Origin of the sequence: Leptolyngbya sp. NK1-12 (assembly GCF_032598965.1) — a bacterium.
Lineage (GTDB): Bacteria > Cyanobacteriota > Cyanobacteriia > Elainellales > Elainellaceae > Elainella.
Window position 1 is genome coordinate 1,866,140 of sequence record NZ_CP053586.1, and the last position, 18,546, is coordinate 1,884,685.

Sequence of the window (18,546 nt, forward strand, 5' to 3'; positions counted from 1 at the left end):
TTCTACACTCAGTTCTGCCCAAGGGTTTGGCCTAGCTAGCGGCCAAACCCGAATCGCTAGAAGGCACTTCTTCTAAACTTCTTCTAAAGGTTTTGCTGCCTCCAGTGAAGCTTCTACCGTTTTCATTTCCAAAATATCAGGTTCTAGCTCTAGGCCGCGCCGCTTCAACTGCGAAAAAATACGATAAACCTCTGTGTCCGCTGCTAGCTCTTGTCGGGAACAAGACTCATTCATATTGACTAGATTGTACTCAATATTCTCAGTATAGATGGCCGTCACAATCCGGAACATTTCGAAGAAATTGACCACCCACTGGCACTCTTCTTCCGAGTAACTAGAGTAATAGCGAATTAAGTCAGCGATGCGAGCTTCCAAGTGGGTACGGGCATAGCGGCAAATCAGGATAATTTTCAGCAAAACAATCACCAGCGTCAGCGAATTGCCCTGCGAAAGCAAAAGCACAAATAGGGCAGACGGCTCTTGATGATTTTCAGTGGTTAGGTATTCCAAGATTCGGTTTGCGGTTCGTAAAATCAAAGCACTAGTCACCGCTTTATCATCGTGATCCGTGTAGAGCGTACTTAATTTTTCAGAGAGCTGTGCTTTTAGAATGACAGCAAATTCGTCCTGCTCCACTGAAAAAATTAGATACTCCAACAAGCTTTGCTTAAACGATCGATAGGTTAAATTCTTAGTCTGGTTGAGAAAGATATGGGCAATATTGGGATAGCTAAAAAATCCTCGTTTTGCAACAATCCGTTTAATTAAACGAACCACTTCATCCCCCAAGCTGGTTGGATTTTGTGGCGGTTGCTCTCTTGGTGCGGCACTTTCCGATAGAGCTGTGTACATTGCCAGCTCAAATTTAAATTGCTCCTTGAGTTTCTTAGATAGATTTCTAGCGGCTTGTCGCTGCTCCAGCGGATTTTCTAAGTTGATATATTGAGGAACTAGCAAATAGGATGTATAGCGCTGACTCCAATGAATTTTTCCTCGGTCTTCATAGCGAGCAGCAAAGAGTTTAAGCTCTTGAAAATCGGCGCTAGCAATGAAGTTTCTTAGCCACTCTCGCAGACGTTTCAGAGTTGGTGAAATGGTGTATTTGTAGAGGATTGGATCCGAAAATAATTGCACCAGCTTTTGAATTGCTTCATGGTTGCGAGTTAAATCCCAATTGTTGATGAGAATATAGCAGCAGCGCTTTAAAGTATTGCGAAACTCGTGCTCCTGATTGGCAAACACGATTTCATATAAATAGGGCAGTGTGCTCGATCCGACGGTATCAGAATGATGGATAAATAGATGCTTGAATTCCTTTAAGACATCATCGGGCGCCCAATTTTTAACAATCTCCAACAGAAACTCATAGATGGCTTCTTGAGCTTTAGGAACATTACGTCGAGACTGATTCAGCTTTCCGAATGGTTGGAGTGACTGATTGGCTGTCAATTTGTCTCCCAATTTGTCTCCCAATTTGTCTCCGAACATAATGGCATTCACACTCATAACGCAGCAGGCGAGAGATACGGCCTGATCTCAAGTTCTGGATCGGGGCCAAGGGCAAGAATGGAATCGTCTGGAAGGGAACATCACAGGAGCATCGACTGAGCCAGGGGCCTCAGTGGATATCTGGTAGCAATTATGGACTGGATGACGGAACGATACGCAAATTCTTCAGGGTTTCAACAGTTCTGGTGAACTTGTTGGCGCTATGGTCCTGAGTGCAGGGCTGAAATGGCTTGCATTCAGGCTTTGGTGCGTACTAGTTCAATCCTGATCAATAGTGAATTGCACCTAGGTTCGTTACGCCAGATCGAGCTGGGCCTCTATGGCAAGAACTCAGTGAGCCAAGCAATCTATAGGCCACAGAAGCAAGTCTGAAGCCGAGTCTCTCTACAGACTAAGGTTGCTATCGTGAAAAACTGGGGGAAAAGGATAATGCGGCATAGGGGTACGCTCGACTCTGAGCAAAATCTGAGTAAAGTCATGGATTCGGTCATACGTGCAGGGGGACTCATCATGCCTAATGCGGGTATGAACTCAAAGTACTCTAACTCTAACTTTTGTGTCACTTTTAATACCTAAAGTTTACAGTCTCTTAATTCCTGCATCATCGTTTAAAGTCGCTCAACTTGATGATTTAACTAGACCTTACGGGGACCAGTTTTGCTAGCAACGACCAAGACAACTGTGCTGCTCAGCCTTACATGGAGGCATTCTAACTGCTTCTAATCAGTCCAATGTTTGCTATCAGGCTCTGTCAAACTATCTGTCAGAGCACCATGAAAGACAGGCTTCTAGCTCTAGTGGCTGTAAAATCTAACTTCCGTATTGCCGCAGAGCAAACACTGAAGTTTTCGTATCAATTATTACGTTAATCTTTCAAGTCTGTCTGCTGAAGTTGGCTGCAGCCAAACGACTGCATAGGTGAATCAGCCCAATTCTTGTTCAGCTCCTGGGCTTCGCGTGGGCATCCAACACAAACGACCTGCTCGCGGCAGGCAGCGTGTTGCACTCCCTCTACTATCACTCTCTATCATTGAATTTTGAATGGGGGCGGAGTGCAACATGCAGAGAAGCAGGCGCGGCTACTGGGAGCTGAGCTAAATCTAGGTCGCTTCAGTTGGTCGAGCTGGTCTGATAATGAATTTGAATCAAAATCTGGAATTCTATCAGCAGAATGGATTCGCCGTTTTGAGGTTGATTATTGGAATCGGCGGGAGAGGAATCAGCAATCCGAAACAACGTGGCGAACTGATTATCGAGTCATCTTCAACAAGTTGCCTGCTGATGAGGTGCTATCCCCAGAACTGCTCTTGAACGTCATCAATGACATACAGCCAGATTCGCGGCAGAGAAAGCGGGCGGTGCAGGTGTGTTCGGCGTTGGCGAAGTTTGCGGGGTTTCAGGCAGACTTCTCGAATCTGATTGGTTCCTATTCTCCTAGGCGTGTGAATCCGCGATTTCTGCCTTCAGATGCGGCGATTGTGGCGGCGAGGGATTCTGTGAGTAACGAGGCGTGGCGTTGGGTGCTGGGGGTGATTGCCTGCTATGGGCTGCGTCCGCATGAGGCGTTTCATATAGAGATGTCGGAGTTCCCTGTTCTCGAAGTTGGGGACATGACTAAAACGGGTGGCCGGATTGTTTACCCACTCTATCCTGAATGGGCTGAGGCATGGGAGTTAGATAAAGTGAAGCTGCCCAACTTTCAGAGAGTTCACAGTAACGCGGTGCTGGGAACGAATGTATCAGATGCGTTTCGGCGGCGTGGGATTCCCTTCCATGCTTATGACCTGCGCCACTGTTATGCGCGTCGCTGCTTTGAGTTCAGTTTGCCTCCTGATTTGGCGGCCGGTTTGATGGGTCATTCGGTGCAGATTCACATCAATACTTACAGGGCATGGATCGATCGGGCCACCTATCGTCGGGCGTATGATGCGCTGATTAATCGGGTTGGTCGTCCTTTGCCTCCGGTGATGTAGGATGCATCTGGGCGTTGACCTGCGCCTTGAGTTCTGCGGCAACTTCTTCCCACTGCTCACTAGGGGTGACGGCTTTGATGAGGTTTGCAATGGCCTCGCCTCATGGCTGATTTTTCTGGCCCCGGAGGGGCAGTGGGTCTTGTCCTTCTGGAACGGTGATGGCTCTCCGAGCCGTGCGGAGCACGATCGTGATTTTGATGGGGTTCATCTGAAAGCGGCTGGCGTTCCGCGAAGCTCCTGGACCGCGGTGAGGTTGATTTTGATGATGCGTCGATCGGAGTCTTGGCGGCGATCGTCGATCCAGTGAATCCCCTCTTGCCACTCACCCGATTTGATTCGGCGAAAGATGCTGCGGCGGGAGTAGCCGCGTCCGAGCATCCGTGCTGCCTCGTCAACGGTCACGAGTTCAGCATTACTCGGAAGGGGTTTAGGTTTGGGGGCGGTCTTCTTGCTCATGGTCTATTTGCGTAGCGTCTCCGTAGGAGAATGGTAGCTGTTTTGGGCATAGGTTCATCCGTTGGTTGTAGATAGGTGTTCCTGCGTTGATGGTTTTCTGACAGTCTGGATAGTAGCCGGCATCTAGACCGGGGAAGCTGTATCGGGTGGGTGCAGGTCATTGCGGAATTTTGCGGCTACTGCCCCTGGAGGGTGCTTGTCCTCATCGATTTCCTTGACTTCCTATCGGTGTGTTTGAGTCTTTGGCTAGCACTGCGAGAATATCCCCCATAGAACAGCGCTGATCAATCATCTGCTGCACGGCTGCTAGTTTGCGGACTGGGATATACTGTTTGCCTCGGTTGGTGCCCTGCTGCCAGCAGTAGTAATAGCTGGTGCTGGGGTTTTGTCGCTTCAGGTTACCCAGCCTCTCTTCAATCCAGCCTGAGGCTTTGCCTTTGGGTGAGTGTCGCCGTTGCTTGGTTGGCTCACGGGGTGGGGGTGGAAGCCGGTTCTGGGGGTAAGTCGCGTGGGTGCTCCTGCACATAGGCAGCGGTGTCAAATAATTCCATCGGCTTGGGCCTCTGATTTACCCTGCTGCTGGAGTCTGATATAGAGGGTGATTGCTTCTGCTATGAGTCGGTCATGGCTGAGGTGCGGGCAGTCTTTCACGGTTTGGGTGGCGAGTTTGTATAGCGGTTCTGGGATTTCGGCGGTGATGGAGATGGTGGTCATGGGTGAGGGTCCTCTAAGTTGATGCCAAGTTGGGCGGCGCGTTTTTTGAGGGCGAGGCTGATTGGCTGTCCTTGTTGCTGTTTGAGTTGCAGCAGTCCAATCAAACTTTTGCGTTCGTCAAAATTTTGGTCTGGGGATGGCGGCGGAATTGGGGTCTGTGCGGCTCGTTGCTGCCATTGCGAGAAGGCGTCTTCCCAGTGCTGTTTGTCGTGTTCCAGGATTTTGAGGGCGTAGGCTCTGGGGTTGCGGATGTGGCCGTTGCCGTTCAATGTCTGGATCACGAAATCGAGTAGCTCTCGCTCTGGGGTGGGGGGTGGGGGGAGTGAGAGCGTTTGATCCGTTTGATCAGTATGAATAGTATGAGGAGCTGTAGAAGCCTTACTGTGTCTGGATTTCGAGCGTCGATTGTTTCCTGTGGGCAACTCAGGTTTCCGACAGGATTCGGATGTTTTCTGTGCGACCTCGAAGTTTCCTGTGGGCAACTCAGGTTTCCTGTAGGAAACTTGTTTCCTCTGAGAAACTGGTTTCAGGCGAACTCTGACCCGGTCAGTTCCAGGTCGATGAAGCCTTTGTTTTTTAGGGATCGCAGTGATTTTGAGACGGTGCCTTTGCTGAGTCCGGTGGTCTGGGCTACGTCTACGATTTTTAGGTCAAGTGGGCGATCGGCGAAGGGGTTGAGGGTTCGCAGATAGTAAAGCAGGGTTAGCTCGGCGTATTTGAGTTGTTTGCAGTTGGATAGCCATTCGGCATGCGTTAGTCTGTAATGCAGGTTGGTGTCTGCATCCGGTTGGTGTTGGGCGTCTGACATCATCGGGTTACGAAGATTTTGTTTGGATTGCCCCGCTCGATTGCCGTCGATTGGGGCATTTTTACGGTTCTGCGGACGTGAACCATCGTGCTCCGCCCGGTACTGAGCACAGCTCAGAAAAATCGGAGAACCATCAGGCCGTCATGAGGGCTGCTCCTGCGGAGACGTTGCACGAGCGAGTTTGGCGGCGACGGTTTGCGCGGTGCGGTTGTCGTGTCGTCGCAGCTCGAACCCTCGGAGGACTTCGGATTTCTCCATGCCGAGCGCGGTGGCAATGATGCCTAGGTTGCGTTTGCTGATGTGGCGGTGATTGCTCCAGGCAGCGAAGTTGCTCGCGTCGATGCCGGTGAGTCGGGCTAGGTCGATCGCTCTAGCGTGGCGGATGTCTTTAGCGGTCAGGATGGGGTTCATGGCAGTTAAAATTTTTCCTGTTATAAGATTTCCGTTCGGATAACAAATTTAACGAACGTAATAAAAATAATACGATCGTGTGATTCCAGGTTTCAAGATGTTGTTATGAATTTCTGTAAGCTGTGATTAGTTAACGGATTATGTAACTCTCGATGCGATTTTCCGAGGCATTCCGGGAAACCTTGTTTAGGTTTGACATCAAGGGAGCTGATCTAGCGGCTAAGGCTGGACTCACGCCCACCCAGATCAGTAAGTTCAGGAATGGGGAGAATTTGCGAATCGATTCAGTGGAGCGAATTCTAGAGGCGTTGCCATTGGAAGCACGGGAATACATGCTGCTGCTGGTGCTTCAGCAACGAGAGGCGGATCACCTGCCGTTGCCGGTGACCGTTCGGCAGAGGCTCACGGCCGAAGCCAAATATCCTCCCCAGTTGAGTGAGGAGGAGGGATAATTCTCAGTGTTGAGTTTTGAGTTTTGAGTTGTTGGCGCAGCCTGTTCTAACTCAACACTCAAAACTCAAAACTCGGTTCGGCTGACTCACCGGAAGCCAACACTCAAAACTCAAAACTCAAAACTCAAAACTCAAAACTCAACTCAAAACTGTTCTAGGCTGAGGATTCCGGTGAGGATTTCTAGGATGGTGTTGAGGTCGTCGAAGAGGGTGTAGATTTGGGTGTCTTCGCTGATGCGGGTTTGGTTGAGGGTGCCGAATACCCAGATGTTTCCGGTGGTGACGGCTCCGTAGAGTTGGGGGAGGTTGGCCCACTGGCTGAATCCGATCATTTCGGTGGCGAGTTGGGTGAAGCCGCGGGTTAGATCGGCTTGTTTGGCTTCGACGACGAGTAGGGTGTGGGTGCCTTTGATGTAGTAGTCTACGAGGCCGCTGAATTGATCGGAGACTTGGATGGGGTATTCGATTCTTAGATCGAGTTCGAGGTGGTCGCAGACTTCGATCAGGATGGGGTAGACGAGGCTTTCTCGCCGGCTGGATTCGTTGGGGAGGCTGGTGCGCTTTAGGTTTTTTTGGAGCTGGCGTTCTAGGTCGGGGGCGTGGATGGGTTGTTTGGGTAGGTTGAGTGGGGTTTGTTCGTAGTGGTAGCCGAGTTCGCTGAGGATTTCTTGGCTGCTGTAGGGGAGGTCGAAGTAATCGCTGAAGGTGTAGCGGGGTTTAGTGAGGATTTTCATAAGAAAACTTACAGTTTTTTCCGAATGTAGAGTTCGAGTTCGATGCCGACTGAGGTGAGCAGCCGCATTAAGGTGGTGAGTTCGCAGGTTTTTTCGTTGAGAATTCGGACGAGCTGGCTGCGGCGTTGCACGGGTTTAATGGCTTTGCCGGTTTCGGTGGATTCGATTTCGCAGTAGGCCCTGACCAGTTCGATCAGATAACGATCGCCCCAGACGGTCTGAGCCTGGGAGATGATCGTATCAATGATGTGGCTGGCCTTTGCTCTGCTATCCATAGCTTCGATTAAATCTACAGATAGCATAGTAGCTTAGTCTTTGTCGTAGAGGTATGAGCCTAATCCAAATCGGGCGGCGGCTCTTCTGAATGCCATTGATTCCGCATTGCTCGATGGGTCGCCGTAGCTGCCGCAGTTGAGGTCTTCGGTTCCAGTGGCGCTTCGGGCCACGATGCCCTCAGAGGTGGGAATGGTGAGGGTTCCGTGGAGAAATAGTTTGCTGTCGGTGCTGTGGATTGAGTCAATCGACCAATGCCAGCCAGGGGCATATTTACTCAAAATCCGGTTTGCTTCGTACCAGGGGATGTAAATAATTTCCTTGTTGCCTTGTTTGCGAGTCGAGAGTAGTTCTTTGGGTAGTGGCCGGGACAGAGCGTATTCAATTTGTGTGATGGTCCATTGTCCTGGTTGTGTGGGTGGAGTTAGTTTCGAGTCGTTCATTTTTCTGTAGCTTATTAATTTGTTTGTTTGAGTTTACAGGTCGTTTTCTGTAGCCTATTGATTTGTTTGTTAGGGGGATTCTCCTGGTGTAAGTCGAAGAATCCCTGCGTTTTTAGAATGGACAGTTACAGTCGGGATCATCGGGGCTGTCTACGATGCCGAATGCAAAGTGCTGTTGGGGTTTGTAGTAGATGATTTCGCCGTTGGCATCAGTGGGTAAGCGGCGGATTGTGTCGAGCCATCCCCTCAGGTAGGCGGTGTCTTGGCGGCGTGGGAGCTGCCCGAAGCCGGCATCAGTGGAACCGTCGAGATAGCGTTCAGTTTTGAATGTTGAGTGTTGAATGTTGAGTGTTGAGTGTTGAGTGTTGAGTGATTGCTTCTAACTCAACCTTCGGTTCGGCTGACTCACCGGAAGCCAACACTCAAAACGCGGTTCGGCTGACTCACCGGAAGCCAACACTCTTTTTCGTTTAGCCAGTTTGGGATCTGAGATAGCCACCGCTGCCGAGGGCCGCTAGATAATGTTGCAGGGAGCTAAAGCCTAAATAGCTTAGGACCGAGTAGCCGTGTTTACAACAGCCTTTACTGAGAAACTGGAGCTGGTTGTGATAATCTTCGCATTCGCAAAACAAACCGCTTGGCGTAGCTTGCACGATATAGCTATAATTCTTTGTTTCATTCCGGACGGTGAATTTGTTTGGGGCTTGAAGCTGCTGTGTAACCTGCAAGGCACGGGCTTGAGCTTTACGCCACTCTACAAAGTGTTTTAGAAAAGCTTGCCGGGACATAAAACAAGCACGACGCCCTTTGAACACAACTAGGCAAACTTTCCACCACTTTTCAATTCGCACGACAGGAAATGTAGTGGCTAACATGCGACGAACAGCGGCGGCGGAATAGACCAAATTTAGGGAGGTGACCATGCCCTTATTCCAAACTCAACTAAACTAATTATAGCTTAAATAGCTTATTTCTAAGCTATAATTAGATTAAGTTTATGGATGGTGAGGCGATGAAAACCCAGATCTATATTTTGGAAACCGATTTTTCTGTCCCCGGAGGGGCAGTGGCCGGGGCGGCGATTCAGCTTTGTTTTCGGCAGTCTTCCACCGCTAGCGCAGTCGAAACTTGGCTATTGAATCGCTGGAATATTGAGACTAAATTTCGCCTTCATGGGGGGTGGTATTCAGCCACGTTTTTGACGGACCAGCCGGATCTGATTTGGGCGATGGCGAAACGAAAGGCGGAGCTGGGCTGTTAGGTTGGGTTCCGCCGCGACTGCGGCGCGGGGGCGTAAGCCCCCATGCACTGACTTCACGATTTGGGAGGGTCTAACCTTGCCACGATTTTGTGCAGATAGTAGCCTGTGGGACCAGAGGGCCTCAACGAACTAGAGCTGCGCCGGCGAAGGCCTCAATATTACCCACACCGGCGACCACCGACACGCGAGGGCCTAAACCACCCGCGACCCCCGCCAAACCGCTCGCAGCGAGCGAACTACAGCCGATGATGATACCCTTACCCCTTTCACTTTTCTCTCTCTAAACCCCCGGCACAGGCCAATTAGCATCCCGCGCAAGCCCCAACATTGCTGTACAGCGCCGCCTTCCCGTGCCAGGGCCTTGGTTCAAGTCAAGCTCCTAACCGATTTCCTCCTTGCCTGTGAGCAAGAGAATAGCTTGACGGCGAGAGGCGCTATAATCTCCGTTCGGCTTGCGCGTTAATCTGTTTACTTCAGTTTTAATAGTCTCGAATCATTTAGTTCAATGTCAATTCATCCATTACCATCGAAATCAACTAATCTGTAAAAAAAGACCCGCTCATGCAGGTCTAACCGTTGAGTTTGGCTTGTGCTAACTGCCCCTATGGGGACAGAAAATCGGTCACGAATGTAGCTTTGGATGCGGTGTCATCTTGGCGAGTTCTGCTTCGAGATCTGGCTCCGGCTGCTCAAACATTACAATGAGTGGGCAGCGATTGCCAGTGAGGCGCATCAGCCTCTGTTTCGTGTGTTCAGCTTCACCACGGGTTCTGTAGCGGCCCATGAGTTGGCTGCGCATATCGGGCATTTTCATGATCACCAGCCAATTGCCCTTGCCTTTACTGCTGCTCATCGCTGCACTCCTCTTCGTTCAAGAAAACCGCATCCCGTACTTCCTTCTCCAGCATTTCGCGTTCACTGCTACTGCCCGACATCTCGTTCACGTGCCATTGCAGCCCGTTGTTGAGCAGGACATATATCGTGCCGGTTTCTCGGTTGGTGATGTACCACGCCTCTCGGTCCATGGCCTGTCGCAGGTGATAGCCCAGGGCGTCGAGGCGGGGGTAAATAATCGTTTGAACTTGATCTTCGTGAGTCATTTTGGGTCCTCAAGATCTAAATTAGTAACCAAACGGTACCGTTTTGGAAACTAATTTATAACCAAACGGTTTAGTTTTGGTCACAAAACGCTGATATTTTGTAGAATGAATCAAGCTGTGTTAGAAGAAGTGGAAACCGTTTGGATACCAAAATGCCACCACGCAGTAAGAGAGATCGTCGTTTTCCGGTAGGTCTACCGATTGTGAAAGAAGTCAGGCTTAGCTTGTGGGCACATACGCGGGGAAAATCTAAAACCCGGATGGCGGAAGATATTTTGATTGACCGCGTCTCGAAGTCGGATAACTGGGATGAGGTTTGCCGTGATCTCAGAGTGGAAGCGGCGATTCGGAAAATTTCGGTTGAGGATCTGATTAAGGAGGTTTTGCGGGCAGACGGGTTTGATGGGGATGTGGATGTGGATGATGTGGATTGGGCCTGTTTGTTGGATGATGAAGCGGAGGAGGACGAGACGGGGGAACCGATGTGATGGGTGGGTTTCGTGTGGGGGCTGGACGGAAGTCGCAGTGGCGTCGGCCGACGAATCATCTTCGTCTGCCTGCGGAGTTTGAGGTGGAGTTGGTTGAGGCGGCTCGTAAGTTGGATGGGTCTGGGTCGCGGCTGGTCAGCTTGGATGACGTGGAGCTGGCGATGAAGCGAGTATTGATGGCTATGCCACCACCTAGGCGTAAAGCGGCGAATCGGTTGTTTAGGACGCTTTTGCGGCAGTTATAGCTACGTGCGGCAGGGAACCCAGAGTTGGATTTCAATTACGGTGTTGGTTTGGCAGTTTCGTCCGTGAGGAAAGACGACTGGGATTTTCATCTGTTCGCAGCGCTGCAAGAGTTCGTTGATGAATGCTTCATAGTCTTCCTGCATTGGTTTGTTTTCTCTCAGTATCTATCCTTAAATAGTTTCGCTTAAGTTCATGCAGAGTTTACCTAAATTTGCTTGAAACTCGGATCTCGTCAGGCTTTGAGTTGGACGAAGATGGAGTTATGAGTTGGGAAAAAGCCATGTTTGGTTTGGATGTTAGTTTGCTGATTGGAATTATTTCATCTGTAACTGGGGCATTAGCTTGGTATCGTTCCTTGACTAGATCGCAGTATGCCCGTGAGCGTGAGTATGCTCATATTCTGAATGCGCTGGAACAGAATCGAGCGAATATGCAGTTAATTCTGAATGAGGCTGATTTTGAATGATAGGTTGAGCCGTTTAGAGATTTTGATTCTCAAGAATTCCCATGCCTCGCAAATTTAACCGAGTGAGAGCGGCTTCTGTACTGGTTGAGGCTACGTTGAAGTCAGATAAGGAGGTCGCTCTAGCTTACGGTGTTAGTGTACGTGCGATTGAATATTGGCGGCAGCGATTGAAGCGGGATGAAGAATTGCAGCAGGAGTATCGGAGAATGGCACAGGTGAAGTTGGCGCAGTGGGTCAGTCAGATCCCCGATTCATTGGAATTGGCGATTGGGTTTATCAGCAGTGCGGCTCGTTCTGGGGATGTGCGTGATCCGAAGATGGTAGTGGCGATGTCGGGGGCAATCTCTGTATTGAGTGAAGTGCTGGTGGTACAGGAAAGTATTGCGGCGAGAAATGAGTCTGCAAGCTAGGGTGGAGCGGAAGTTAAAAGCGATTGATACGTTGTTCCCGCTCAAGGTGAAGGTGGATTGGCAGCCGTTTCCGGGGGCACAATCGTTGGCATATCATTGCCCTGCGGATGAGCTGTTTTATGGTGGAATGCCGTCAGGCGGAAAGACGGATTTGATATTAGGTCTAGCACTGACGGCTCACAAACGATCGTTGATTCTGCGGCGACGGGCGCTTGATTTGGCGGCGATCAAAGTCCGTTTTCAGGAATTAACGGGTCAGGTTCTGGGGAACGAAACTCGAATCAATGATTGTTATATTCAGACGGGTGGCTGTAAGGATGAGGGAAGTAAGTATAAGTATCAAGGTCAGGCGCATGATCTGAAATGTGTTGGGGCAGGCACTCTGGTCTGGATGGCAGATGGGACAAGGAAGCCGATCGAGTTCGTTACCGTTGGCGATCAAGTGATGACATTGGATGGCTCAAGGCGAGTCACGAAGCTGTATCGGCAGACGAAGCCAGCAGTTCTATTAAAGGTGTTTATTGAGGGTCAGCTTGTTGGCTCTCAGGTTCAGAGTTGTTCGCATGAGATATTGTTGTCATCCGGCTTGTGGGCTTCCCACGATACGTTTTTCGCTGCTCACCCTTTCGAGTCTTCTTCACCCACTCCACTCCGTTGCGTTCACAAATTCTCAGAATGGTTGCCGCTGACATCCGAACTGTTTTCATCAAATCTTTCAGTCCGATGTTTGGATCAGGTGCGGCTGCTAGAACAATTTCAATATCTCTTGGATGATCAAGCTTTGTTGGAGTTATTCGCTTGTAAGGATGGAGTAGCTCAGGAAAGCGATTGCGGATTGTCATGTGATGAACACCTAGCTTTCTTGCAGCACCTTTTATTGACCCGCATTCCTCTAGAGCTTTTATCAACTCGTCTCGATCGATTGGGCTTTTCATCGCTTCTGCAACCAGCTTGGCGTGATGGCTCCGATGTGCTTCCCGCGTCATTACCGCTAGGTTTGAGGGATCGTTGTTCGTTCGGTTGTGATCGTGATGGTGAACGACTTCGTTTTTCTGAAGGGGTCGTCCTAGTAGATCCTCGCCAATTAATCGATGTTGAGCGACATATCCCCAGTGATTCGCAAGAGGATGACCAGGGCATAACTCCCAAACATAGCCGCCATATGTGGTCGTATGTCCACCCTTATACGAAGGAAATACGTCAAACTGACCTTGCGGTGCGTGTTTCTTCAAATTGCGAAGATTACTTTCTCGGCTCGAAACCATTATTCGATTTGACTGTAGAGGATTCTAATCATTATATAACAGGGGCAGGCTTTGTGAATCGCAACTGTTTCGACGAAATCACTCAGTTTGTTGAAAGTCAATATCGCTATATCAAAATCTGGAATCGAACGGCTGATCCGAATCAGAAATGTCGCACGGTTTGTACGTTTAATCCACCGACTTCTCAGGAGCAGCGTTGGGTGTTAGATTACTTGGCTCCCTGGCTTGATCCGAAGCATCCCAAGCCGGCTCATAGTGGGGAGCTGCGCTATTACGTTTTGGGGGAAGAAGTGGATTCTGCTGATCCGGCTGAGGTGGTGAACGGTAAGGTGCGGCTGCTGGAGTCGCTCAAGAAATCGAGTAAATCTAAAGCGAACGCTGAGGAAGGCTAAATGGCGACGGATAATGAGTGGTTACGCTTGATTTATCTCACGGTCGCCAACTCTGGTGTGGTCACGCCTCTGGGTCCGAGTTCGGTTCAAGTCCAGGGCACAGCTCCGGACGGGTCCCCAGCAACGGGCAACCCGATTCAGGTGGCGGGTAACGATCCGAGCGGCAATTCTCAGGCTCTCTCGGTCAGTGCCAGTGGCGAGTTAATTCTGGATCAGGATACGTTGGTTTCGGCGCTGGAGAATTCCAATTTGGCGACGAATCTAGGCTCGATTGATTCGTCGCTGGAGGATCTCTATACGGCTCGTTTGACTCAGGCTCAGGTCCAGACGGCGGTTCAGTCGGCCTTGGATTCCAGCAGCGACGTTGAGGCGATTAAAACTGCCGTTCAAGCCCTTCGTCCTGGGAATAGCTCGAATCCATCGGTGGTGGCGGGAAGTTCTGGCTCGCCTTTTTTAACCACCCCAACTCATGAGATTCGCACATTTCCCGGCACGCCGTTTACTATTTCGGCTCAGAATTTCGTCAATTCGGGCTTCGCCTTTTCCTACTCGCGTCCGGTTTCACGGGTCCGGGTGCATTTCATTAATGACAATAATGCCGGGGCACGGTTGCGGATTAATCTCAATGGTGGCCAAGTCTTCACGGTTCTCTCACCGGGTGGTGTCCTGGATCTGGCGGGACCGCTGCCGAGTGGAAGCGTCAATGGCACCCTGACTGGCACCAGTGGGACTTCAGAAATTGGAGTGTTGGTGTTGCTCTATCCGAATGGCTTCGAGTTGTAGTAATCTCCTCATCGTTTCGGTTACAGTTTCGTCCACAATTTCGCAATGGTGGCTCTGAAAGTAACTCATAGCAAGTGATTCAGAATGGGGGCGGAGGGACTTGAACCCTCACGACTTATACAGTCAACGGATTTTCATCCTCTCACAGCTTTCGCTGTAACCCTCTGAGGTCTTGAGGATTGGACCCTCCCTTTACCCTCGCCTTTACGTTAGGGTAGCTCCCGTCGGGCCTCTGCACCTTCCGAACAAAAGAGTTTTGAGTTTTAAGTTTCGAATTTTGAGTTATTGCTTCTAACTCAACACTCGACACTCAAAATTGAGAACTCTTGTAACCGGCTTGGCTCAGGATTGCCATGTCAGATTGCTCTGAGTTAGGTTTCCCTGAATTTGAGAGCATTCACTTGACAGATTTCTCCATCAAGGCTCAGTTTTCCAAGTCCGCAGCGTCTACCATTCCGCCACGCCCCCGTGGCATATCGGCTTACTTGTAGGCAACTTGCAGCCAGACTCCCTATTATAGGACTTCTGTGAACTTCAGCACCAACTTGATCGGTTGAGATTGCTCTAAGATTCGCTGTAAGTCATTATTCTCAAGCACTCGAGAGGTCGGATAAACCCGAATCTACATTTCAACTCATAAACCAACTCAATAACAACTCAATAAAACAGTCATGCCCGCAGACAAAGCTCCTATTCAATCAGCTTGACCTGCTATCGCTAGAGTAATGGAGACAGCGGTGTTAGAAGCGTACACCTACACCGCCCTGGATCGAGGCTGCCGTATCGTTGCTGTTTTTGTAAGCATCGAAAGCAATAATCGCGTTACCAAACAGGACGACATTGCTATACGGGAAGGTGTGATCGATGCCGGGCTGAAGCACAAAGCTGGTTTGGTTCCCGACAGGAGATGCGCTTTCGTTACTGTCTTGAAATGCAGCACCCATGCCGATATAGGCATCGGTATGCCAGTTCAGCGGCACATCGTAGGAAACGGTTGGCACGAAGGCCGTGGTTTCTCCAATCAAGGCTTGAGCACGAATTGAGATTGGTACCTCTAAGAACTTATAGCGGACTGCAATTACGCCGCCACCGCTCCCTCCTTCTCCATTCGGGCCATCGGTGACGCCAAACGAGCCGCCAATACCGATATAGCTACCGTAAGCTGCTTGAGCCGCTGCCGGAGATGATGTAGAAACTATCGAACCGATGCCGATAGCAACACTGCTGAAGGCAACAGCCCCTAGCCAGCCCAATCGACTTTTTAATCGACTTTTCAAAGGTATTCGGTTGGTCATGAATTAAGCCTCCTCAGGAGTAACGAGACCAAGGCTCGATGATCCTCCAAACAATAGCTCAGCAAGCCTTAGAATTCCACTGATTCAGGGGTACAAACAGGTCATTTGAAGCAAAAATATATTAATATTTTTTATGAAAATAAAATTTATCGATAGCCCTGTCTAGCAACGGGTTAAGAAATTAGCCATGGAAGTAGGACTCAGGACGAGACCTGCTCAACTGAATTTTATAATTCATGAGAGAATATTTCTAGTGGTGCAGGGCTGAAATTTTGATTTTTGATTGAGGGGATCAGTTTTGCAGTTGAGTTTAATTCAATGGGAACCCTGAAGTAATTCTGGGTACTTTGCAAGGTAAACCTGCTGCTGGGGAAAACAGCAGGTGAACTCAGAAATTGTGTCAACAATTTTCCCGATGACAGCCAATCCCGATGGTAGCCAATACAGTCTTTGCTTCTGCAGCTTGGGTTTCAACAGAATTTGCTTGTACAAACTTACAGCCTTTTTCAGGCTAGTGAAGTACGAAAAACGGGGTGCAAGGGCAGTGCCCCTGCGTCGGGGCTTCGCCTCCACACCCCCCATGCCTCACATGAGTGAAAAACGCTGTAATTGTAGATGTCACCAGATGCAACTTTAGATTTGTAGATTGATCTAGTTTTAGCGAAGCAGTTTAACAAAGCAGTTTGGGGCCAGTTCGAGACAAGGCAGAAACATCTAAATTATCCTGGAGTTGTGCAGATTTATTGGGGAGGGGCAATGCGTCAGATTTTACTCATCGCTTCGGCAACAGTTTTAGGATTTGCGGCGGCTGGCTGTGATTTGTTTTCTGGATCAGGAGGCGATACTCCAACTGTTGAGGAATCTCCAGTTGTGGTTAGTCCGGCTCCGACAGCCAGTCCATCGCCTGGACAGGCATCTCCCCCAGCATTCAACCAACCAACAGTGCAACAGAAACCGAGGGGCATCTTACCTCCCGATCTGATTAGCTCAACCGACCCTAATCAAAGAGTCCAGCAAGTTCAGGGTGACCGTTCTGATCCGTTTGCGCTGCTGCCAACGACGCCATCAGTGCAACTGGCGGAAGGGGCTGCTCCTCCGACCCAAACTACAGCACCAACCGCGCCTGCTCCTACCGCGACCGGTGGGACTCAACCCCAAACCCGACAGACCGCCCAAGCCCCGCGCCCTGCTAGGACTGGTGGCGGTTCTCAAGCTCGTCCGGCGAATCGTACCCCTGCTAAACCAGCTCCGACTAGCCCAATCGCGGCGGCTCCTCCCCGGCCTCAGCCTGTTCTAGCCAGGGCTGTTGAGGTGACTGGCGTGGTGCAGATTGGCGATCAGGTCTATGCCATTGTTAATGCTCCCAATGAACCGACTAGCCGCTATGTGCAACCCGGACAGCGGTTGGCAGGTGGGCAGGTGTTGGTGCGCCGGATTGAAATGAACCGAGCGGAGCCAGTTGTGATTCTGGAGCAGAACGGCGTAGAAGTGGTACGTGCGGTTGGCGAAGGCGGCGCAGCTCCAGCAGATACACCAGCAGCAGCCACTCCGGCTGTTTCTAGTCCAACGACCTAACAAATCAGCGCTTTGGCCTAGCGTTTTGTTCTAGCGCTTTGGTAACGGTTCGCAATTTCTGGTCACGTCGAGTAACAAAACTTAAGCTGCGGGTAAATCGATCGCCACAACAGTCGTAGTACGCTGAAAAGCGATAGCTTAAACTGTTCCGGTGTTAGCCAACCGCTGAGGCCGGGATGGGAAAACGATTGATACCCCTAAAGGAAAAAACCCATGGTTCAACGTGGTTCTAAAGTCCGAATCCTTCGGAAAGAGTCCTACTGGTACAACCAAGTCGGTACAGTTGCGTCGATCGACCAAAGTGGCATCAAGTACCCCGTGATTGTCCGGTTTGATACGGTTAACTACACTGGCTACAGCGGCAATTCAGGTGGCGTTAACACGAATAACTTTGCGGAAGCTGAGTTAGCAGAAGTGGAAGCGCCCAAAGCGAAAGCTGCTAAGTCCTAACTCCCGTCGCTCCTACGGTAAAAGGGGACATCGAATTTTCTGTTGTGCCTGAACTTCCTGAAGTTGAAACGGTTCGGCAGGGTTTAAATCAAGTAACTCTGCAACAAATGATTCAGGGTGGGGATGTGTTGCTTGATCGCACCGTCGCCTACCCTTTTTCGTCTGCAGATTTTTTAGCCGGTTTGCGCGGCACCGCAATTACTCAGTGGCAGCGGCGGGGGAAGTATTTGTTGGCGGAGCTGGTGAGGAGGGATGGGGGAGATGCGGCTCGTGAGCCTCGCCGAACGAGGGGAGATGGGGAAGTAGGAGCAGCGGGTTGGTTGGGGGTGCATTTGCGGATGACGGGGCAGTTACTGTGGATGCATCAGGATGAGCTGGTGCAGAAGCATTGTCGGGTGCGGCTGTTTTTTCCTGCAGGGCGAGAGCTGCGGTTTGTCGATCAGCGGACATTTGGGCAGATGTGGTGGATTCCGCCAGAGCAGCGTCTGGAAGAGATTATGACCGGATTGGCGTTGCTGGGGCCAGAGCCTTTTTCGCCGGAGTTTTCGGTGGCTTACCTGATAGAGCAACTGCGGGGACGCAAGCGACCGATCAAGAATGCCTTGCTGGATCAGGGATTGGTGGCGGGGGTAGGCAATATCTACGCAGATGAGGCGCTGTTTTTGAGTGGAATTCAGCCGCAGGCGCTTTCAGCGAATTTGACGGTGGACCAAATCGAACGGCTGTACCGGGCCATTCTGAAGGTGTTGCAGGATAGCATCGAGGCTAGAGGCACCACCTTTAGTGATTTTCGTGATGTGTCGGGCATTAACGGTAATTATGGCGGCATTGCTTGGGTGTATGACCGTAAGGGTGAACCCTGTCGCGTTTGTGGCAGCGGGATTGAGCGAATTAAACTGGCGGGGCGCTCGGCCCATTTCTGTCCTCAATGTCAACGATGCTTGGATAACTAATTTGTTCAAACGGAGGTGCGCTCACGCTCTACCTAGGCAATAATAGCCAGCCGGGTGACTACGCCCTTGGGTAGAAGCTGCGAACGTGA

28 protein-coding genes are annotated in these 18,546 nt (G+C 50.4%); 12 read left to right on the forward strand and 16 right to left on the reverse strand.

Annotated features, from left to right (window positions below):
• Window positions 1–72: 72 nt before the first annotated feature.
• Window positions 73–1,488: a hypothetical protein gene (locus HJG54_RS07465; protein WP_316434234.1), complete on the reverse strand. Its 1,416-nt coding sequence runs from the start codon at window positions 1,486–1,488 to the stop codon at window positions 73–75.
• A 1,073-nt stretch (window positions 1,489–2,561) separates the two neighbouring features.
• On the opposite strand from HJG54_RS07465, the gene HJG54_RS07470 reads away from it, so the two are divergent.
• Window positions 2,562–3,482, forward strand: a complete 921-nt coding sequence (locus HJG54_RS07470; RefSeq protein WP_316434235.1) for a hypothetical protein — start codon at window positions 2,562–2,564, stop codon at window positions 3,480–3,482.
• A 204-nt stretch (window positions 3,483–3,686) separates the two neighbouring features.
• Here the strand turns inward: HJG54_RS07470 and HJG54_RS07475 are convergent, their stop codons facing one another.
• The 6 genes from HJG54_RS07475 to HJG54_RS07500 all read right to left on the reverse strand — a co-directional run bounded on the left by HJG54_RS07475 (window position 3,687) and on the right by HJG54_RS07500 (window position 5,871).
• Complete coding sequence (locus tag HJG54_RS07475) at window positions 3,687–3,938, reverse strand: hypothetical protein (RefSeq protein WP_316434236.1); 252 nt, start codon at window positions 3,936–3,938, stop codon at window positions 3,687–3,689.
• A gap of 202 nt (window positions 3,939–4,140) precedes the next feature.
• Complete coding sequence (locus HJG54_RS07480) at window positions 4,141–4,464, reverse strand: hypothetical protein (RefSeq protein ID WP_316434237.1); 324 nt, start codon at window positions 4,462–4,464, stop codon at window positions 4,141–4,143.
• Between the two features lie 11 nt (window positions 4,465–4,475).
• Window positions 4,476–4,652, reverse strand: a complete 177-nt coding sequence (locus HJG54_RS07485; RefSeq protein ID WP_316434238.1) for a hypothetical protein — start codon at window positions 4,650–4,652, stop codon at window positions 4,476–4,478.
• Window positions 4,649–4,933, reverse strand: coding sequence for a hypothetical protein (locus tag HJG54_RS07490; protein WP_316434241.1), 285 nt, complete (start codon window positions 4,931–4,933; stop codon window positions 4,649–4,651). The genes HJG54_RS07485 and HJG54_RS07490 overlap by 4 nt, the downstream gene beginning before the upstream one ends.
• Window positions 4,934–5,178: 245 nt before the next feature.
• On the reverse strand, window positions 5,179–5,463 hold the full coding sequence (locus tag HJG54_RS07495) for a MarR family transcriptional regulator (protein ID WP_316434242.1): 285 nt from the start codon (window positions 5,461–5,463) through the stop codon (window positions 5,179–5,181).
• A 138-nt stretch (window positions 5,464–5,601) separates the two neighbouring features.
• Window positions 5,602–5,871: a hypothetical protein gene (locus HJG54_RS07500; protein ID WP_316434243.1), complete on the reverse strand. Its 270-nt coding sequence runs from the start codon at window positions 5,869–5,871 to the stop codon at window positions 5,602–5,604.
• 152 nt (window positions 5,872–6,023) lie between these two features.
• Here HJG54_RS07500 and HJG54_RS07505 point away from each other — a divergent pair, with 152 nt between their 5' ends.
• On the forward strand, window positions 6,024–6,323 hold the full coding sequence (locus tag HJG54_RS07505; RefSeq protein WP_316434244.1) for a helix-turn-helix domain-containing protein: 300 nt from the start codon (window positions 6,024–6,026) through the stop codon (window positions 6,321–6,323).
• A gap of 143 nt (window positions 6,324–6,466) precedes the next feature.
• Here HJG54_RS07505 and HJG54_RS07510 read toward each other — a convergent pair whose 3' ends face one another.
• The 4 genes from HJG54_RS07510 to HJG54_RS07525 form a co-directional block, all read right to left on the reverse strand.
• A complete protein-coding gene (locus HJG54_RS07510; RefSeq protein ID WP_316434245.1) occupies window positions 6,467–7,057 on the reverse strand; it encodes a hypothetical protein in 591 nt (196 codons plus the stop codon).
• Between the two features lie 8 nt (window positions 7,058–7,065).
• Window positions 7,066–7,332 (reverse strand): hypothetical protein, encoded by a 267-nt coding sequence (locus tag HJG54_RS07515; protein ID WP_316434247.1) that lies wholly within the window; start codon window positions 7,330–7,332, stop codon window positions 7,066–7,068.
• A gap of 33 nt (window positions 7,333–7,365) precedes the next feature.
• A complete protein-coding gene (locus HJG54_RS07520; protein ID WP_316434248.1) occupies window positions 7,366–7,773 on the reverse strand; it encodes a DUF1071 domain-containing protein in 408 nt (135 codons plus the stop codon).
• 470 nt (window positions 7,774–8,243) lie between these two features.
• Window positions 8,244–8,696 carry a hypothetical protein gene (locus tag HJG54_RS07525; protein WP_316434249.1) on the reverse strand — a complete coding sequence of 151 codons (453 nt, stop codon included), beginning with the start codon at window positions 8,694–8,696 and terminating at the stop codon, window positions 8,244–8,246.
• 89 nt (window positions 8,697–8,785) lie between these two features.
• Here HJG54_RS07525 and HJG54_RS07530 point away from each other — a divergent pair, with 89 nt between their 5' ends.
• The gene (locus HJG54_RS07530) at window positions 8,786–9,034 is read left to right on the forward strand and encodes a hypothetical protein (RefSeq protein ID WP_316434250.1); all 249 of its coding nucleotides are present in this window, start codon (window positions 8,786–8,788) and stop codon (window positions 9,032–9,034) included.
• 622 nt (window positions 9,035–9,656) lie between these two features.
• Here HJG54_RS07530 and HJG54_RS07535 read toward each other — a convergent pair.
• Entirely contained in the window at window positions 9,657–9,887 is a 231-nt protein-coding gene (locus tag HJG54_RS07535; RefSeq protein ID WP_316434251.1) for a hypothetical protein, read from the reverse strand.
• Window positions 9,874–10,134: a hypothetical protein gene (locus HJG54_RS07540; protein ID WP_316434252.1), complete on the reverse strand. Its 261-nt coding sequence runs from the start codon at window positions 10,132–10,134 to the stop codon at window positions 9,874–9,876. The genes HJG54_RS07535 and HJG54_RS07540 overlap by 14 nt, the downstream gene beginning before the upstream one ends.
• A 152-nt stretch (window positions 10,135–10,286) precedes the next feature.
• On the opposite strand from HJG54_RS07540, the gene HJG54_RS07545 reads away from it, so the two are divergent.
• Window positions 10,287–10,622 (forward strand): hypothetical protein, encoded by a 336-nt coding sequence (locus HJG54_RS07545; RefSeq protein ID WP_316434253.1) that lies wholly within the window; start codon window positions 10,287–10,289, stop codon window positions 10,620–10,622.
• Complete coding sequence (locus HJG54_RS07550; protein WP_316434254.1) at window positions 10,622–10,867, forward strand: hypothetical protein; 246 nt, start codon at window positions 10,622–10,624, stop codon at window positions 10,865–10,867. The genes HJG54_RS07545 and HJG54_RS07550 overlap by 1 nt, the downstream gene beginning before the upstream one ends.
• On the opposite strand, the gene HJG54_RS07555 is transcribed toward HJG54_RS07550, so the two are convergent.
• Window positions 10,868–11,011 carry a hypothetical protein gene (locus HJG54_RS07555; RefSeq protein WP_316434255.1) on the reverse strand — a complete coding sequence of 48 codons (144 nt, stop codon included), beginning with the start codon at window positions 11,009–11,011 and terminating at the stop codon, window positions 10,868–10,870. It lies immediately after the preceding gene.
• Window positions 11,012–11,130: 119 nt separating this feature from the next.
• Between HJG54_RS07555 and HJG54_RS07560 the strand changes: the two genes are divergently transcribed.
• The gene (locus HJG54_RS07560; RefSeq protein WP_316434256.1) at window positions 11,131–11,334 is read left to right on the forward strand and encodes a hypothetical protein; all 204 of its coding nucleotides are present in this window, start codon (window positions 11,131–11,133) and stop codon (window positions 11,332–11,334) included.
• A gap of 41 nt (window positions 11,335–11,375) precedes the next feature.
• On the forward strand, window positions 11,376–11,744 hold the full coding sequence (locus tag HJG54_RS07565) for a hypothetical protein (RefSeq protein ID WP_316434257.1): 369 nt from the start codon (window positions 11,376–11,378) through the stop codon (window positions 11,742–11,744).
• A gap of 518 nt (window positions 11,745–12,262) precedes the next feature.
• On the opposite strand, the gene HJG54_RS35420 is transcribed toward HJG54_RS07565, so the two are convergent.
• Window positions 12,263–13,009 carry an HNH endonuclease gene (locus HJG54_RS35420; protein ID WP_420717344.1) on the reverse strand — a complete coding sequence of 249 codons (747 nt, stop codon included), beginning with the start codon at window positions 13,007–13,009 and terminating at the stop codon, window positions 12,263–12,265.
• Between the two features lie 53 nt (window positions 13,010–13,062).
• Here HJG54_RS35420 and HJG54_RS35425 point away from each other — a divergent pair, with 53 nt between their 5' ends.
• Window positions 13,063–13,401 (forward strand): hypothetical protein, encoded by a 339-nt coding sequence (locus tag HJG54_RS35425; RefSeq protein WP_420717345.1) that lies wholly within the window; start codon window positions 13,063–13,065, stop codon window positions 13,399–13,401.
• Window positions 13,402–14,184, forward strand: a complete 783-nt coding sequence (locus HJG54_RS07575; RefSeq protein ID WP_316434259.1) for a hypothetical protein — start codon at window positions 13,402–13,404, stop codon at window positions 14,182–14,184. It begins immediately after the preceding gene.
• A 740-nt stretch (window positions 14,185–14,924) separates the two neighbouring features.
• Here HJG54_RS07575 and HJG54_RS07580 read toward each other — a convergent pair.
• A complete protein-coding gene (locus HJG54_RS07580) occupies window positions 14,925–15,479 on the reverse strand; it encodes a hypothetical protein (RefSeq protein WP_316434260.1) in 555 nt (184 codons plus the stop codon).
• Window positions 15,480–16,235: 756 nt separating this feature from the next.
• Between HJG54_RS07580 and HJG54_RS07585 the strand changes: the two genes are divergently transcribed.
• The 3 genes from HJG54_RS07585 to HJG54_RS07595 all read left to right on the forward strand — a co-directional run bounded on the left by HJG54_RS07585 (window position 16,236) and on the right by HJG54_RS07595 (window position 18,457).
• Window positions 16,236–17,054, forward strand: a complete 819-nt coding sequence (locus tag HJG54_RS07585; RefSeq protein ID WP_316434262.1) for a hypothetical protein — start codon at window positions 16,236–16,238, stop codon at window positions 17,052–17,054.
• A gap of 213 nt (window positions 17,055–17,267) precedes the next feature.
• A complete protein-coding gene (locus tag HJG54_RS07590; RefSeq protein ID WP_036000115.1) occupies window positions 17,268–17,504 on the forward strand; it encodes a photosystem I reaction center subunit IV in 237 nt (78 codons plus the stop codon).
• A 44-nt stretch (window positions 17,505–17,548) separates the two neighbouring features.
• The gene (locus HJG54_RS07595) at window positions 17,549–18,457 is read left to right on the forward strand and encodes a DNA-formamidopyrimidine glycosylase (RefSeq protein ID WP_316434263.1); all 909 of its coding nucleotides are present in this window, start codon (window positions 17,549–17,551) and stop codon (window positions 18,455–18,457) included.
• The last annotated feature ends 89 nt before the right edge of the window (window positions 18,458–18,546 follow it).

What these genes read in the sequence shown, in the direction of transcription:
- HJG54_RS07465 (WP_316434234.1), bottom strand. Translation starts at nt 1,488, where the DNA reads ATGTTCGGAGACAAATTGGGAGACAAATTGGGAGACAAATTGACAGCC.
- HJG54_RS07475 (WP_316434236.1), bottom strand. Translation starts at nt 3,938, where the DNA reads ATGAGCAAGAAGACCGCCCCCAAACCTAAACCCCTTCCGAGTAATGCT.
- HJG54_RS07480 (WP_316434237.1), bottom strand. Translation starts at nt 4,464, where the DNA reads ATGTGCAGGAGCACCCACGCGACTTACCCCCAGAACCGGCTTCCACCC.
- HJG54_RS07485 (WP_316434238.1), bottom strand. Translation starts at nt 4,652, where the DNA reads ATGACCACCATCTCCATCACCGCCGAAATCCCAGAACCGCTATACAAA.
- HJG54_RS07495 (WP_316434242.1), bottom strand. Translation starts at nt 5,463, where the DNA reads ATGATGTCAGACGCCCAACACCAACCGGATGCAGACACCAACCTGCAT.
- HJG54_RS07500 (WP_316434243.1), bottom strand. Translation starts at nt 5,871, where the DNA reads ATGAACCCCATCCTGACCGCTAAAGACATCCGCCACGCTAGAGCGATC.
- HJG54_RS07505 (WP_316434244.1), top strand. Translation starts at nt 6,024, where the DNA reads ATGCGATTTTCCGAGGCATTCCGGGAAACCTTGTTTAGGTTTGACATC.
- HJG54_RS07510 (WP_316434245.1), bottom strand. Translation starts at nt 7,057, where the DNA reads ATGAAAATCCTCACTAAACCCCGCTACACCTTCAGCGATTACTTCGAC.
- HJG54_RS07515 (WP_316434247.1), bottom strand. Translation starts at nt 7,332, where the DNA reads ATGGATAGCAGAGCAAAGGCCAGCCACATCATTGATACGATCATCTCC.
- HJG54_RS07520 (WP_316434248.1), bottom strand. Translation starts at nt 7,773, where the DNA reads ATGAACGACTCGAAACTAACTCCACCCACACAACCAGGACAATGGACC.
- HJG54_RS07525 (WP_316434249.1), bottom strand. Translation starts at nt 8,696, where the DNA reads ATGGTCACCTCCCTAAATTTGGTCTATTCCGCCGCCGCTGTTCGTCGC.
- HJG54_RS07530 (WP_316434250.1), top strand. Translation starts at nt 8,786, where the DNA reads ATGAAAACCCAGATCTATATTTTGGAAACCGATTTTTCTGTCCCCGGA.
- HJG54_RS07535 (WP_316434251.1), bottom strand. Translation starts at nt 9,887, where the DNA reads ATGAGCAGCAGTAAAGGCAAGGGCAATTGGCTGGTGATCATGAAAATG.
- HJG54_RS07540 (WP_316434252.1), bottom strand. Translation starts at nt 10,134, where the DNA reads ATGACTCACGAAGATCAAGTTCAAACGATTATTTACCCCCGCCTCGAC.
- HJG54_RS07545 (WP_316434253.1), top strand. Translation starts at nt 10,287, where the DNA reads ATGCCACCACGCAGTAAGAGAGATCGTCGTTTTCCGGTAGGTCTACCG.
- HJG54_RS07550 (WP_316434254.1), top strand. Translation starts at nt 10,622, where the DNA reads ATGGGTGGGTTTCGTGTGGGGGCTGGACGGAAGTCGCAGTGGCGTCGG.
- HJG54_RS07555 (WP_316434255.1), bottom strand. Translation starts at nt 11,011, where the DNA reads ATGCAGGAAGACTATGAAGCATTCATCAACGAACTCTTGCAGCGCTGC.
- HJG54_RS07560 (WP_316434256.1), top strand. Translation starts at nt 11,131, where the DNA reads ATGAGTTGGGAAAAAGCCATGTTTGGTTTGGATGTTAGTTTGCTGATT.
- HJG54_RS07565 (WP_316434257.1), top strand. Translation starts at nt 11,376, where the DNA reads ATGCCTCGCAAATTTAACCGAGTGAGAGCGGCTTCTGTACTGGTTGAG.
- HJG54_RS35420 (WP_420717344.1), bottom strand. Translation starts at nt 13,009, where the DNA reads ATGGTTTCGAGCCGAGAAAGTAATCTTCGCAATTTGAAGAAACACGCA.
- HJG54_RS07575 (WP_316434259.1), top strand. Translation starts at nt 13,402, where the DNA reads ATGGCGACGGATAATGAGTGGTTACGCTTGATTTATCTCACGGTCGCC.
- HJG54_RS07580 (WP_316434260.1), bottom strand. Translation starts at nt 15,479, where the DNA reads ATGACCAACCGAATACCTTTGAAAAGTCGATTAAAAAGTCGATTGGGC.
- HJG54_RS07585 (WP_316434262.1), top strand. Translation starts at nt 16,236, where the DNA reads ATGCGTCAGATTTTACTCATCGCTTCGGCAACAGTTTTAGGATTTGCG.
- HJG54_RS07590 (WP_036000115.1), top strand. Translation starts at nt 17,268, where the DNA reads ATGGTTCAACGTGGTTCTAAAGTCCGAATCCTTCGGAAAGAGTCCTAC.